Annotated in this window: 16 protein-coding genes; 7 read left to right on the forward strand and 9 right to left on the reverse strand. The window is 35.4% G+C overall.

Annotated elements, in window-relative coordinates; genetic code table 11:
* The first annotated feature begins 199 nt into the window (after window positions 1-199).
* From LIV57_RS18150 to LIV57_RS18160, 3 genes are all read left to right on the forward strand, one after another.
* Entirely contained in the window at window positions 200-1,087 is an 888-nt protein-coding gene (locus LIV57_RS18150) for a cyanophycinase (protein ID WP_002979057.1), read from the forward strand.
* Window positions 1,088-1,393: 306 nt separating this feature from the next.
* Window positions 1,394-2,236 (forward strand): isoaspartyl peptidase/L-asparaginase, encoded by an 843-nt coding sequence (locus LIV57_RS18155; protein ID WP_227943741.1) that lies wholly within the window; start codon window positions 1,394-1,396, stop codon window positions 2,234-2,236.
* A gap of 99 nt (window positions 2,237-2,335) precedes the next feature.
* On the forward strand, window positions 2,336-2,572 hold the full coding sequence (locus tag LIV57_RS18160) for a YtxH domain-containing protein (protein WP_110010931.1): 237 nt from the start codon (window positions 2,336-2,338) through the stop codon (window positions 2,570-2,572).
* A gap of 93 nt (window positions 2,573-2,665) precedes the next feature.
* Here the strand turns inward: LIV57_RS18160 and LIV57_RS18165 are convergent, their stop codons facing one another.
* From LIV57_RS18165 to LIV57_RS18200, 8 genes are all read right to left on the reverse strand, one after another.
* Entirely contained in the window at window positions 2,666-3,457 is a 792-nt protein-coding gene (locus tag LIV57_RS18165; RefSeq protein ID WP_227943742.1) for a class I SAM-dependent methyltransferase, read from the reverse strand.
* 20 nt (window positions 3,458-3,477) lie between these two features.
* Window positions 3,478-4,005 (reverse strand): hypothetical protein, encoded by a 528-nt coding sequence (locus tag LIV57_RS18170; RefSeq protein ID WP_227943743.1) that lies wholly within the window; start codon window positions 4,003-4,005, stop codon window positions 3,478-3,480.
* A gap of 195 nt (window positions 4,006-4,200) precedes the next feature.
* Entirely contained in the window at window positions 4,201-4,740 is a 540-nt protein-coding gene (locus tag LIV57_RS18175; RefSeq protein ID WP_227943744.1) for a PH domain-containing protein, read from the reverse strand.
* A gap of 63 nt (window positions 4,741-4,803) precedes the next feature.
* Window positions 4,804-5,451: a GNAT family N-acetyltransferase gene (locus LIV57_RS18180; protein WP_227943745.1), complete on the reverse strand. Its 648-nt coding sequence runs from the start codon at window positions 5,449-5,451 to the stop codon at window positions 4,804-4,806.
* Window positions 5,452-5,468: 17 nt separating this feature from the next.
* Window positions 5,469-6,317 (reverse strand): PH domain-containing protein, encoded by an 849-nt coding sequence (locus LIV57_RS18185; protein WP_227943746.1) that lies wholly within the window; start codon window positions 6,315-6,317, stop codon window positions 5,469-5,471.
* 103 nt (window positions 6,318-6,420) lie between these two features.
* On the reverse strand, window positions 6,421-7,791 hold the full coding sequence (gene hisS, locus LIV57_RS18190) for a histidine--tRNA ligase (protein WP_227943747.1): 1,371 nt from the start codon (window positions 7,789-7,791) through the stop codon (window positions 6,421-6,423).
* A 123-nt stretch (window positions 7,792-7,914) separates the two neighbouring features.
* Window positions 7,915-8,370, reverse strand: coding sequence for an HRDC domain-containing protein (locus LIV57_RS18195; protein ID WP_227943748.1), 456 nt, complete (start codon window positions 8,368-8,370; stop codon window positions 7,915-7,917).
* A gap of 14 nt (window positions 8,371-8,384) precedes the next feature.
* On the reverse strand, window positions 8,385-8,717 hold the full coding sequence (locus LIV57_RS18200; RefSeq protein WP_047429680.1) for a single-stranded DNA-binding protein: 333 nt from the start codon (window positions 8,715-8,717) through the stop codon (window positions 8,385-8,387).
* A 351-nt stretch (window positions 8,718-9,068) separates the two neighbouring features.
* On the opposite strand from LIV57_RS18200, the gene LIV57_RS18205 reads away from it, so the two are divergent.
* On the forward strand, window positions 9,069-9,431 hold the full coding sequence (locus tag LIV57_RS18205; protein ID WP_227943749.1) for a helix-turn-helix domain-containing protein: 363 nt from the start codon (window positions 9,069-9,071) through the stop codon (window positions 9,429-9,431).
* Between the two features lie 330 nt (window positions 9,432-9,761).
* Here the strand turns inward: LIV57_RS18205 and LIV57_RS18210 are convergent, their stop codons facing one another.
* Entirely contained in the window at window positions 9,762-10,553 is a 792-nt protein-coding gene (locus tag LIV57_RS18210) for a hypothetical protein (RefSeq protein ID WP_227943750.1), read from the reverse strand.
* Window positions 10,554-11,016: 463 nt separating this feature from the next.
* Here LIV57_RS18210 and LIV57_RS18215 point away from each other — a divergent pair, with 463 nt between their 5' ends.
* Genes LIV57_RS18215 through LIV57_RS18225 form a run of 3 tightly spaced genes read left to right on the forward strand, consistent with a single transcriptional unit; the run spans window position 11,017 to window position 12,891 of the window.
* On the forward strand, window positions 11,017-11,610 hold the full coding sequence (locus LIV57_RS18215) for an HPP family protein (protein ID WP_227943751.1): 594 nt from the start codon (window positions 11,017-11,019) through the stop codon (window positions 11,608-11,610).
* 5 nt (window positions 11,611-11,615) lie between these two features.
* On the forward strand, window positions 11,616-11,960 hold the full coding sequence (locus LIV57_RS18220) for a hypothetical protein (RefSeq protein WP_110010942.1): 345 nt from the start codon (window positions 11,616-11,618) through the stop codon (window positions 11,958-11,960).
* Window positions 11,961-11,985: 25 nt separating this feature from the next.
* Window positions 11,986-12,891, forward strand: a complete 906-nt coding sequence (locus LIV57_RS18225; RefSeq protein WP_227943752.1) for a TIGR01777 family oxidoreductase — start codon at window positions 11,986-11,988, stop codon at window positions 12,889-12,891.
* Window positions 12,892-12,925 lie beyond the last annotated feature (34 nt).

Genomic DNA, 12,925 nt, shown 5'->3' on the forward strand with positions numbered 1-12,925 from the left:
CGTCAAATCTGTATAACAGACAACAATAACTCCTTTCATAGCCAAAGATAATGTAAAACCCTAAACGAAACTATACCACATTTAAAGATTCATTAAAAAAAAATTAATTTTAATTAACATTCCTAAAACATTAAAAATCAACTAAAGATGGCATGAAATTGGCCAAAGAATGTGAATTATTTTTTAATTTTGCACAATGATGAAACCTGTTGGAAAATTAATAGTTATCGGAGGCGCTGTAAACAAAGGAAGTTTTGCTGAAACCGATTATGATCAGAATATAGAAAAGAATCTTAATTTTTTTGAGCGTGGGATCCTGCGAAAGATCATCAACGAATCAAAATTAAAGGAGAATTCTGTCATTGAAATTGTAACAACTGCCTCTCAAATCCCTCAGATCGTAGGTTCCGAATATAAAAAAGCATTTGAATTTCTTGGGGCTAAAAATGTAAATGTCCTTGATATTCATAACCGCGAAGAAGCTAATTCTGATGCCATGGTGGCAAGAGCCAACGCTGCAGACGTCATGATGTTCACTGGCGGAGACCAGCTGAGACTGACTTCTATTCTTGGAGGAACAAGATTCCACGATACAGTTTTACTGAAATATCAGGAACAGGACTTTATTTATTCCGGAACTTCTGCAGGTGCTGCAGCAGCTTCTGAAAATATGATCTATCAGGGAAGCAGTTCTGAAGCTTTATTGAAAGGAGAAATCAAAACTACTCAGGGATTGGGGCTAATCGATAATGTCATTATCGACACTCATTTTGTACAGCGGGGAAGAATCGGGCGCCTTTTCCAGGCGGTAGTGAACAATCCGAGAACGCTGGGAATCGGATTGGGAGAAGATACAGGACTTTTCATTCATAATGATGTCATGACTGCTGTAGGTTCGGGTCTTGTTATTCTGGTAGACGGAAGGTTTATCAAAGATACCAACCTTACCAATATCAACCTTGGAGAGCCGATTTCTATTGATAATTTAACAGTACATGTTATGTCTATGAATGACCATTATGATCTTACGACAAAAACGCTGACGATTGAGAATTCGCAGTTTAACCCTATTCCACAGGATAAATAGAACAATAAATACAGCTATACAAACGGGACCTCGGTTCCGTTTTTTATTTAACATTCATTTTAATTTGGCTAAAGCCGATGGATTTAAAACGTTTATTATAAGGCGGGCGTTCTTCGTCTCCGCTCAGAATTATAGCCCACCTCTATTGGTGTTGATATCCAGATGCATAATAGTTGCTTAACAACATCTTTTATCTTTTATCTTTTATCTTTTATCTTTTATCTTTTATCTTTTATCTTTTATCTTTTATCTTTTATTAATTAACTTCGTAAAAGAAATCATTTATCAACCATCATCTATAATTTTATGAAAGTAATTATCCACGGCGGTTTTTTCTCTGAAAGCGATCAAAGCCATGAAGTAAAAACAGCAAAACAGGAGTCGTTAAAACAAATTGCTCAAAAGGCATTCGATTATCTTAAGACCCATTCGGCTTTTGATACTGTTGCTTATGCTGTTTCATTGCTGGAAGATGATCCGTTATACAATGCAGGAACAGGTTCTCAAATCCAGAGTGATGGTGTTATCCGTATGAGTGCTGCTATTATGAATGGAAATACCCAGAAGCTAAGCGGCGTAATTAATATTGAGAATGTGCAAAACCCGATTTTTGTTGCTAAAGATCTTATAAGTGAAGATGACAGAGTATTAGGAGGAAATGGTGCCAAAATCTATGCTACGGAAAATGGTTTTGAAAATTTTTCTACAGAAATTCCCCAGAGAAGAAAAGAATATGAAGCTAAACTTGCCAATGGAGGTAAAGGAACTGTAGGCTGTGTTGCAATTGATCGTGAAGGAAAACTGGCTGTTGCTACATCTACCGGAGGTAAAGGGTTCGAGATTCCCGGAAGAATTTCAGATTCTGCCACGGTGGCCGGAAATTATGCCAATGCTTTCTGTGCAGTAAGTTGTACCGGGGTTGGTGAAGACATTGTAAGCAATGCTACGGCTGCAAAAATTGTAACAAGAGTTACGGATGGAATGAGCCTTCAGCAGGCTTTCAATAAAACATTTGAGGAGCTTAAAACCATTGATGGGTTTGCAGGCGCCATCGCTATTGATAAAGATGGAAATGTACATCACCAGGATTCGTATCCTACTATGGTTTTCGCCAGTTTTGATGGTGAAAAACTTGAAGTCTTTTCCTAAATTTAACATTTATTTATAAGTCCATTTATTTTTTTGGCACGTATTTTACATTATTCATAATAACAAATTTTAATATTAATACTTAAAAAAATAGAAATCATGGGAAACAAGACAAAAGGCTTATTAGCTTTACTAGGATTAGGTGCATTAGCTTACTGGAAATATAAGAATTCAAGCCCTGAAGATCAACAAGCGGTAAAAGATAAGATCAATACAGCTAAAGATAATCTTAACAAATGGGGAAATGACCTTAAGAGCAAAGCCAATGATGTTGCTTCCCAGGTTCAAAATAAAGTGGACGAAGCAAAAACAAAAGCTGAGGACTCCCTGAGCTAACCAACACAGAGCAGTTTTTTTTAACATTCATATATAGGAAAAAGTCATCGTAATAATAATTGCGATGACTTTTTATTAGGATTAAAATAAATCTTATATTTTCTCTGCAATCAAAGCGAACACCAACGGTATTTTATTTCCGAACTGTGGAATTCTCCATTTTCCTTTTTCAAATTCATCTACATGTCTGAAGCACGGATAAGGTGACCAGTCAAATTCCTGAAAAGTCTCCAGTTTCAAACCTTTTTTCATTAAATTGTCAAGCACTTCTGCTAAGGAGTGGTTCCACATGACATACTCCTGTACAATAGGTGCAGACTGATCTGCATAAGTGCCTTCATAGGTTTCCACAATCGGTTTTTCATTGAAATAATGGTAAGCAACTTTTGTAAAATCATCATCAAACATCCAGACAACAGGATGAAACTCTGCCATAATAAACTGCCCTCCCGGCTTCAGAAAATGATTGATAATTTCCGCCCATCTCTCAAGATCGGGAAGCCAGCCAATGGTACCGTAACTTGTATAAACGATGTCAAACTTATAATCCAGAACACTGGGCAGATCATAAACATCTGAACAGATAAATTCTGTGTCTGTACAGCATTGCTGTGCAAGTTCCCTGGCGGTATCAATCGCTTTATCAGAAAGGTCAATGCCGGTCACTTTTGCTCCCATTCTTGACAGGGAAATAGAATCCTGTCCGAAATGGCACTGCAAATGCAGAATACTTTTTCCTTTTATATCTCCAAGAAGCTCCAGCTCTATGGAGTTCAGCGAAGTTCTGCCTTTTAAGAACTCATCTACAAAGTAAAAATCTGATTTCAGATGAGGTTCTACTTTGGCATTCCAGGATTTTTTATTGATTTCCAAGTAATTTTCCATTGTTTAATTCTTTAAATCATCTATCTCATCCAGCCTTGAATAATATAGTTTTTTGTAATTAATTTTCTATCAGGTTTATTGACATCATCTGGTTTAAACCAAACCTCTATTCTACTCCCATAAAACTGTCCCCAATCGCCTTCATAGATTGTAAAGTCATCTTTTAATTCAAATCTTCTTAATTCATCTGTTTTATTTTCAACTTCAATCTGGCTTTTCTTTTTTATGCTTTCCTCAGAAAGGATCTGGTTTTTAGTAATTTCAAATATTTTCAGATATGCTTTTCCTTTTTCAATCTTATATAAGAACAGATCATATTTATAAATCCCCGGCTGGAAATAGTCGTAAAGAATAAAATCCTGCTGATGAATATTTATCCTGTCTTTTTCATCATTAAGCTTTATAGGTTTTTCAAATTTAATATTTTCAGGAACTTTTAATCCTTCCGCAAAAAAATCATAAGGATAAAACATCAATGCAAAAGTGAAGTAACTAAAAGTAACCGCTGCCAATACTCCTGTAGAAACAATCTGCAAAATTCCTTTCAAATAATCTTTCTTTACAATTCTGATGATACCCAGAACCAAAGTTATCAGAAGAAAAATAAAAGGAAGAAAACAGCAGATATACAATGTATACCTATTAAATAGAGAAAGTCCAAAAAAGCAGAAGAAAGCTATAAGGGCCGAAACTAATACAGAGTTATACCAATTATTATTAAAAAATTTCAACATATTGTCTGTTTATGGCTGTTTCTCCATCAATTTTTTCTTTTGCTCAAGAAATTCTTCTTCGCTTAATACTCCGGCTTCTTTTAATCTTCCCAATTGTTCCAACTGATCTAAAATACCAGGTTCGGATTTACTCTGAAAATGTTGTTCCGGACGGGACATGAAATCTCTTACTTTTTCACAAAACAGCTCAGCATGATACTTTCCTACTCCGTCAATCTCTACAACATCATCACTGACCTGAATATCTATAGAGGCGAGTAAGAATTCCTTTTCATATTGGATGGAGCTTATTTTGCTGTAAGAAAAGTCTTCTACTTTCAATCCGTACATGAACTCCTTATCCACAAAAATCAGTCTTCTGTCTGTGGCTACCAGGATGATATGATGATTGTTCAATTTATTTCTGCCTTCTACGAGATAGACAATTCTTTCGTCCGGTGAAAGGATATCCGGTAATTCACGAATTTCTTTCCGGGCAAATATGGTAGGGCTGATATCCAGTTTTTTAAGCTCTTCTCTTATTTCGTCAAGTCTTGATTTTTCACTCATAGCGTTAGTTTTTTGGGTCTAAATTACTCTTTATAAGTAATAAAAATTTAATTCAATAAAATATTAGTTTTCTGATGGTATTACAATGGAAGTATGCAAACAGTATAGCTTCCAGCCTAAGGTTTCATACAACAGCTTTCCTTCTTCCGTTGCCACTAAAATATTCTTGTAAAAACCTTTGGATAAAGCGATCTTCTCCAGTTCTTTCAATAAAAAACGAGCGAGCCCTTTCCTTTGGTGATTTTTTTCGGTAATAATCCTGTCATACACAGCAACATCATCTATAAGAGAGATACGTCCTATAGAAGCCTGCTCACCATTCTCCGCCACAATAGTGATAACAAAGGTTGTATTGTACTCAGAAAATTCCAGATGGTATCCTTTTGCAAGACTTGTTTCCGGAAAATTCATCGGATGAAAACACGTCATCATATATCCCTGTGGCTGCAGTTTCCACCTTTCAGGAATTTGATCTGTAATTTGATCAGGGGGAACAGATGCTTTCAGATAAATCCAGGGCTCGGTAATTGAATTGGCAAGCTGAAAAAAATCGTCATTAAGCTCAGGAAATACAAAACGTTCTTTTTGTTTTTCATCTCCAACATGGACATGAAATCCGGATTTATAGGGAACGGCAAAAGGTACTTCTCTTGATAAGCACCAGCCTTTAAGCCAGCTTTCTACTATTTTTGCAGATACTTTATCTTTCATGATTGGGTATAAAATTTTTATGGTAATTGCTCCAGCAGTTTCTTTTTTTGTTCCGCAAATTCGGCATCGGTTAAAATTCCGTTTTCCCTCAGCCTACCCAGTTTTTCAAGCTGATTCAAAATTTCGTCTGATGAGACTGAAATACTTTTTCCTGCTGTACCCATTTGTTTTGGAGATTGATCCTTAGAATTATTATAAATGGTTTTTATTGTATCATAGAACTTCTCTGCATCTTCCTTATCCATATAGCATTCAAACTCCACTATTCTTTCTTCCAGATGCAGTTTAATAATCGGAGATCTCGGATGGGTTACAAAGCTTACCGACTGTATGTTTTCATTAGGATAAATATTGATCTTTGCGGCACCAAACATTCCTTTTGATACAGAAATCATCCTTTTGGGCGTTGCTACCAATACTCCGGCATCCAATGTATTAACAAACTGAGCATCAGTAATCGCTGTGATCTGCTCATCTTCTGAAATCAGATAAGGAAGCTCTTTGATTTCTCCTTTGGTAAACATGGACAGATTAGCATGAAGCATTTCCAGTTCCTTCTTTATTTTCTGATGTCTTCGCTTATAAACCTCTTTTGAGATTTGATGAGAATCATAGAGTACTGTTGCAGGAAGATTCTGCTCTGTAGTCATCAAAGTCTGAACGTCTTCAGCTTTTTCTGCACTCAGCATTTTATTGATATCCTTAATGCTGAATTTATTAAGATTGTAAAGCAATTCTTCATTGATATCACTTACTTTATTCAAACATTTATTGCATAAAACATTACCATCCGAAAGCGAATTCGCTCCCAGAAGCGTATCCATGGATGTTAATTCTGTATTACACAACGCACAATTATTAGTCATTCCTTTTTTATTCAAAAGTATTTAAATTTCTCAACATCCATCAAAAAAAACAACCACAAAAGTAATTTTGCAGTTGTTCTGTTTTTTTATATATAATTAAAAATTATTCTCCTAAAAACTCTTCTAAAGAAACCGTTTTCTGTACTCCGGCTTCAAGATCTTTAAAAGTAACGGTATTATTTTTAATTTCTTCTTCACCCAGGAAAACCAGATTCTTTATGCCTTTCTTTTCTGCATAGGTAAACTGCTTGTTGATCTTTGCATTTTCAGGGTATAGTTCTGCAGAAATCCCTTTAGCTCTTAGCTTCATGATCAGCTTTAATGCCTCTGTGATGCCTTCACCTCCAAAATTAGCAAACAGATACTCTATTTTGGCTGATGCTTCTTCAGGGAAAAGATTCAATTCTTCCATTACAAGATAGATTCTGTCTAATCCGAATGAGATTCCTATTCCGGGAATATTTTTAACTCCAAAAACTTCAGTAAGATTGTCATATCTACCGCCACCTCCGATGGATCCCATAGCAACTTCATCCGCTTTCACTTCGAAAATAGCACCCGTATAATAATCCAGTCCTCTTGCCAAGGTAATATTGAAGACCAGGCTTTGAATATCCACACCAAGGTTCAGAGATTGGGTAAGAACAAATTCCAGCTCTTCTACCCCTTTTAGTCCGATTTCGTTCCCTGCAAATTTTTCTTTTAACTGAAGAAGATTTTCCAGAGCATCATCCGACTGGCTGAACAGGAAATCCAGCTTATCAATAGATTCCTGAGAAATTTCTCTTTCCAACAGTTCTTTTACAACTCCATCTTTTCCAATTTTATCCAGTTTATCAAGAGCAACAGTGAAATCAATGAGTTTATCTGTAATTCCTGCATATTCTGCCAATCCGGACAGAATCTTCCTGTTGTTCATATGAATGGTTACAGGAACTTTCAGATCAGCAAAAGATTTCAGATACAACTGAACCAGCTCCACTTCCTGTAATAAACTCTCACTTCCTACTACATCGGCATCACACTGATAAAATTCTCTGAATCTTCCTTTCTGAGGTCTGTCTGCTCTCCAAACCGGCTGGATCTGATAACGTTTGAACGGAAACGTCAGTTTACCATGATTCATCGCTACGAATCTTGCAAAAGGTACGGTAAGGTCATAACGAAGAGCTTTATCTGTAAGGCTCTCTGCACTGAATGGTTTTTCCAATGCTTTTTGAAAGTCATGAAGCATCTGAGTTTTTTTCTCTTCTTTCGCTTCGTTGATGCTTGAATTTAAAATTTTAAAAATCAAGCGGTCACCTTCTTCTCCGTATTTTCCTGTCAAAGTAGAAAGATTTTCAAAACTAGGTGTTTCCAAAGGCTGAAACCCGAATAATTCAAAATTATTCTGTAAAATATTGATGATATATTTTCTTCTGGAAACTTCCTGTGCCGTAAAATCTCTCGTCCCTTTTGCTAAACTTGGCTTCATTTGTTGTATGTCATTTTGATAAATGCAAAAGTAAGGAATTGAAAGGAATTTTACACAGTATAAAAAGCTGAAGAAAGTGTTTCCCTCAGCTTTTCCTTTACTATTATCAATTATTTCAAAAAATCATACGCTTTCAAGAATCTCAAGAATCTCTTCACCATAGTTTTCAATCTTATGCTTTCCAAACCCTTTGATTTCAAGCAATTCTTCCTTCTTAGCAGGTTTATACTTGGCTACAGATATCAGTTCTTTGTTGCTCGCGATGAAGTAAGTGGGCAGGTTCTGCTCTCTGGCTTTTTCCGATCTCCAGAATTTGAGAGCATCCAGAATTTTTTCTTCATCGGTATTCAAAAGATCAGTATCGGCAGAGTATTTTACTGCCTTTGGTTCTTTTACTGTAATTTTTGTAGACTTTAATTCTTCAAAATACAATATAACAGACCAATAACGTTCTTCGTTCACAAAAGCAGTTTCTACTTTCATAATCTCATTGGCTTCCAGGAAATCGTCCAGCATTTTCTGATCTTTATAGAGAAATTCTTCCGGAAGCCTGATTTTAAAAACTTTTACTTTCATCATTTGTGTTTTTAGAATTATTTACCTCCTAATAAAAGAATCTCATCTACCCGAATTTCTGTGATATACCGTTTTACCCCATCTTTATCATCATAGGATCTGTAGGTGATTTTGCCTTCTATGGCAATTTCTTTCCCTTTCGACACATACTTTTCAAAGATTTCTGCTGTTTTCCCAAAGGCAATCAGATTGTGCCATTGTGTTTCTTCTACTTTTTCTCCTTTCGCATTCGTGTAGTGATCGCTGGTAGCTAAAGATACACTTGCTTTTACGTTTCCATTATCGAAGTTTACCATTTCAACTTCTTTTCCTGTGTAACCAATTAATGTTACTTTGTTTCTTAGTGACATAACTTTTAGATTTTAAAGATTAATAAATTCAGATAAGAGACGTTCACTGTTTTTCTCAAATCTCTGTTGCAAAGATTGCGATGTTCCGGTAAGACAGTCGGTTATAAACTATTTAAATCCGTTTGTAGTCGTTTGTAAACGGATAAAGAAATAAATAGAATTCTTTATAAAACACTATTTATCAAGTTTAAAAAGCAATAATCTTTACTTTTAAAGTAAAAATTAAATAATGAAAAGCCTTATCCTAAAATAAAATTCTTCTTTTAAAAAACATTGAAAAATAGATGTATGACAAGGATTTTTTTTCTTTTTAATTTAATTTTTTTTTGCAAATTTGTAAAAATGTCTGATATGCAAAAAGAAAAACTCCGTACAGTAAGAAAGATGAAAGGTTTCACTCAACAGCAAATGGCTGAAGTGATCCCTACCGACGTCTCCAACTATAGCAGAAAAGAAAGCGGTACTGTATCTATAACACAGACAGAATGGAACAAACTTGCCCAGTTTTTAGAGGTTCCTATCGAAGAGATTTACGAAGAAGAAGAAGCTAAAATTGTTATTGAAAATCCTGTTTTTAACGATAATAATGGAGTCAATGTAGGTAATAATAATGCTACAGCAAATATTAGCAATGAATTAAGCATAGAAATCATCAAGACGATGCAGGAATATATTGGTCTGCTGAAAGAAGAAATCAACAGATTGAAAAAGTAACAATACAAATATTAATTACGAATAGAGGCTATCGCTAAAAAAATAAATTTATATTTTTTCAGCGATAGTTTTTTTTAAAATAAGCATCAACCACTTTTTTTACAATAAACAAGATAAAAAAGGCACTCAACAAAATTGTTGAGCGCCCCCTACTTAATCATGCAACTAAAAATAAAAATTGAAACTTATATTTTTTCACATTCAATTATGGATTGTTTTTCCATAATTGTATTGGATGGTCATCTACTGCGTGTGAAAACAAGAACAAACTGATGAGTTTGTTCTTGTCTGACATGTGTCAAATTTGAAATTAAGCTTTAAATAATGAGATTAGTCTTTTGCCTGAGAAATCCTTGTTACACTGCTGATAGTAGCATCCAATGCGGTATCAGATTTTATTTTAATAAGATATCCGCTGCCTATAGACAAAGGATCGGCAACACTCACCAGGTAAAAGACCAGATCTCCGGAGGTTACCCCATTGGGTGCAACAGCGGTTTGATCTATGGAGAATGTTGAAGGCGGAACAGGATTGGAAAGATTTACCGTCACGAAGGCTACAGAACCATTATTCTTGTTGGCATAACTTACAATAACCCTCCACATATGAACCTGTCCGGCAATAGGGTTTTCTAAAAATCGTCCCGTTGCCGGATCATATATATCTCCGGGTACGGGGTTGATAATATTTTCCGGCCATGTGGTTGTAGGAGATGATGCAAAGTCTGTCACAATATTCATTGGAGTTTGATAGACAATGTTTTGATAGGTCATTAAAGGAACTCCTCCGGAAGCTCTGAATGCAAATGTGGGTTTTACTCCTGCCCCGCTATTGAGCTTAACAACTCCTTCATTAGCGGTTGTTAATGTCAGGGAAGAAATTACGGTACTCCACTGGGTTCCATTATAATACCTTAAGGTTTTATTGGTGGTATCGTAGATAATCATTCCTGCTGTAGGTGTTGTTACATTGGCCGGAGGATTGGCATTTCTGGAAAGTATGACTGCAGAATTTGCAGAAGTAACATCCAGAACTCCTTGCGGAGATGTGGTGTTAATCCCTACCTGTCCAAAAATAAGTGAAGAACACAGAAAACTGAGTAATAAATTGGATTTTTTCATGGTTTGTTTTTTTGATGCATTAAAATTACAAAAAAACACAATACAGTGAAATAAAAATTAAAATTATTCATTGAAAATAAGACTGTTATGCATAACAATAAATATTTATTAATAAAAAATCCACTCAAAATATCGATAAATACTAAATTTTTCAAAATACAGTGAGTAACACAGAATACATACCTATATTCAAAAAAAATAATTAGTCTAAATAAATTTAGATTTTTCTCAAACGTAATGACATCTCATATATAAACCATTGTTTTTCAGTTATTAAAATTCACTCCGTTCTACTGAGAAGTGAGTTTCACTATAATAATTAGCAATCTGACAGTTATCCATTTACAAACGGATATTTCTGTATCTTTGTGAAAATTCTTTTATGAAAAGAAATATCAATATTTTTGAGTTTCCTCTCAATTTGGAGCGTACTAAAAGGAATATAAAAAATAAAGAAGACTAAATGAAGAAGAGCATAAAAAGAACATTCAGAGTTTCAAAGTACGTAATCTATAAGGAAACACTTGTTGATTACAAGGAGCATTTCTGGTCATTTTTGGGCGCATTTTTTGGAATCGGGATTATTGCCTTTATCCAGTCCCATTCACTGGCAGAAACTGAGAATATATTCCTGATCGGTTCTTTTGGAGCATCGAGTGTTCTTATTTATGGAGCTATTCAGAGTCCTCTGGCCCAACCCCGGAATCTTATAGGCGGACATGTGCTGTCGGCATTGGTAGGGGTTACGGTATATCAGTTTGTTCCGGATATCATCTGGCTTTCAGCACCTTTGGCAGTAGCATTTTCCATTGTATTGATGCAGTATACGAAAACATTACATCCACCAGGTGGCGCTACAGCGCTGATCGCGGTAAGTTCTACAGGAAAAATTCCTGAACTGGGATATTGGTATGTTCTCTCCCCTGTTCTTTCCGGATGCATTATTCTTTTGATTGTTGCTCTGTTTTTTAATAATATTACACCCAACAGAAGTTATCCAGCTCACAGCATGTTCAAAAAGCTGTTGAAAAAAAGACACCACCATCACTTAAAATAAAAATTATGAATTGTCTGGAATGCGGCGAGAAAATCATCGGAAGGTCTGATAAAAAATTCTGCAACGATGCCTGCCGGAATGCCTATAATAATAAGCAGAATAAAGATTCTAACAATCTGATGCGGAATGTTAATAACAAACTCCGTAAAAACTACCGTATTCTGATGGAAATCAATACCGATGGCAAAACAAAAGTCCCCAGATCCAGACTGGATGGCTTGGGTTTTGATTTCGATTATTTTACCAACCTGAAAGTTTATAAAAATGGTTCTGAATACAAGTTCATTTATGATTACGGTTATAAACTTCTGGAAGATGATTTTGTACTGATTGTAAAAAATCAGGCATAAACCCACCCACCACAAATATAGAATTATGAAAGAAGTTGTCCTGATCACCGGCGCCAGCGGCATGATCGCTAAAGAACTGGCAAAAAAAATAGGGAATGAATACGAGATCAGATTTCTGACCCGGAAAAAAAAACATGATTATGAGTATGAATGGGACATCAAAAAAGGAAGTATAGATGAGACTGCCTTTGACAATGTTTCACACATCATTCACCTTGCAGGTGCCAATATTTCAGAAAAGCGCTGGACTCCGGAAAGAAAAAGAGAATTGATTTCCAGTCGTGTAGATTCCGCAGAATTGCTTCGAACCACTTTAAGAAAAAACAGGATTAAGCTAAAGTCTTTTATTTCAGCTTCAGGAATTAATTTTTACGGTACAAAAACCTCAGAAAAGATTTACACAGAAAACGATCCTCCGGGTAATGATTTTCTAAGTGAAGTGGTAGTTTTATGGGAAAGAGCTGCTGACGATTTCAAGGAACAGGATCTGGCAGAAAGGGTTGTCAAAATAAGAACTGCCGTAGTTCTTTCTGAAAAAGACGGAGCTTTAAAGAAAATGGTCCCTCCTATTCAGTATTATATCGGTTCTCCACTGGGAAGCGGCCAACAATATATGCCATGGATTCATATTGAGGATATCTGTTCTATTTATGAATTTGCATTAAAAAATCCGACAATGGATGGTGCTTATAATGCTGTTTCTCCGCAACATGCCACCAATAAAGATCTGACAAAAAAAATTGCCAAAGTACTTGGAAGACCCTTATTGATGCCCAATATTCCCGGATTTGTTCTGAAACTGCTATTCGGAGAACTGGCAAATGCTATTCTGGAAGGTTCCAGAGCTTCTTCAAAGAAACTTCAGGATGCAGGTTTCCATTTTAAATTTCCTGATCTGGAGAAAGCTTTAAGGGATTTATTAAAAAAGTAATTTCAAGAAAACATTTATTATAACACAACAATAT

Source organism: Chryseobacterium sp. X308 (assembly GCF_020733145.1).
Lineage (GTDB): Bacteria > Bacteroidota > Bacteroidia > Flavobacteriales > Weeksellaceae > Chryseobacterium > Chryseobacterium cupriresistens.

Excerpts from the sequence above, each read along its gene's own strand:
- LIV57_RS18150 (WP_002979057.1), top strand. The coding sequence starts at position 200 with ATGAAACCTGTTGGAAAATTAATAGTTATCGGAGGCGCTGTAAACAAA.
- LIV57_RS18155 (WP_227943741.1), top strand. The coding sequence starts at position 1,394 with ATGAAAGTAATTATCCACGGCGGTTTTTTCTCTGAAAGCGATCAAAGC.
- LIV57_RS18160 (WP_110010931.1), top strand. The coding sequence starts at position 2,336 with ATGGGAAACAAGACAAAAGGCTTATTAGCTTTACTAGGATTAGGTGCA.
- LIV57_RS18165 (WP_227943742.1), bottom strand. The coding sequence starts at position 3,457 with ATGGAAAATTACTTGGAAATCAATAAAAAATCCTGGAATGCCAAAGTA.
- LIV57_RS18175 (WP_227943744.1), bottom strand. The coding sequence starts at position 4,740 with ATGAGTGAAAAATCAAGACTTGACGAAATAAGAGAAGAGCTTAAAAAA.
- LIV57_RS18180 (WP_227943745.1), bottom strand. The coding sequence starts at position 5,451 with ATGAAAGATAAAGTATCTGCAAAAATAGTAGAAAGCTGGCTTAAAGGC.
- LIV57_RS18185 (WP_227943746.1), bottom strand. The coding sequence starts at position 6,317 with ATGACTAATAATTGTGCGTTGTGTAATACAGAATTAACATCCATGGAT.
- hisS (WP_227943747.1), bottom strand. The coding sequence starts at position 7,791 with ATGAAGCCAAGTTTAGCAAAAGGGACGAGAGATTTTACGGCACAGGAA.
- LIV57_RS18195 (WP_227943748.1), bottom strand. The coding sequence starts at position 8,370 with ATGATGAAAGTAAAAGTTTTTAAAATCAGGCTTCCGGAAGAATTTCTC.
- LIV57_RS18200 (WP_047429680.1), bottom strand. The coding sequence starts at position 8,717 with ATGTCACTAAGAAACAAAGTAACATTAATTGGTTACACAGGAAAAGAA.
- LIV57_RS18205 (WP_227943749.1), top strand. The coding sequence starts at position 9,069 with ATGCAAAAAGAAAAACTCCGTACAGTAAGAAAGATGAAAGGTTTCACT.
- LIV57_RS18210 (WP_227943750.1), bottom strand. The coding sequence starts at position 10,553 with ATGAAAAAATCCAATTTATTACTCAGTTTTCTGTGTTCTTCACTTATT.
- LIV57_RS18215 (WP_227943751.1), top strand. The coding sequence starts at position 11,017 with ATGAAGAAGAGCATAAAAAGAACATTCAGAGTTTCAAAGTACGTAATC.
- LIV57_RS18220 (WP_110010942.1), top strand. The coding sequence starts at position 11,616 with ATGAATTGTCTGGAATGCGGCGAGAAAATCATCGGAAGGTCTGATAAA.
- LIV57_RS18225 (WP_227943752.1), top strand. The coding sequence starts at position 11,986 with ATGAAAGAAGTTGTCCTGATCACCGGCGCCAGCGGCATGATCGCTAAA.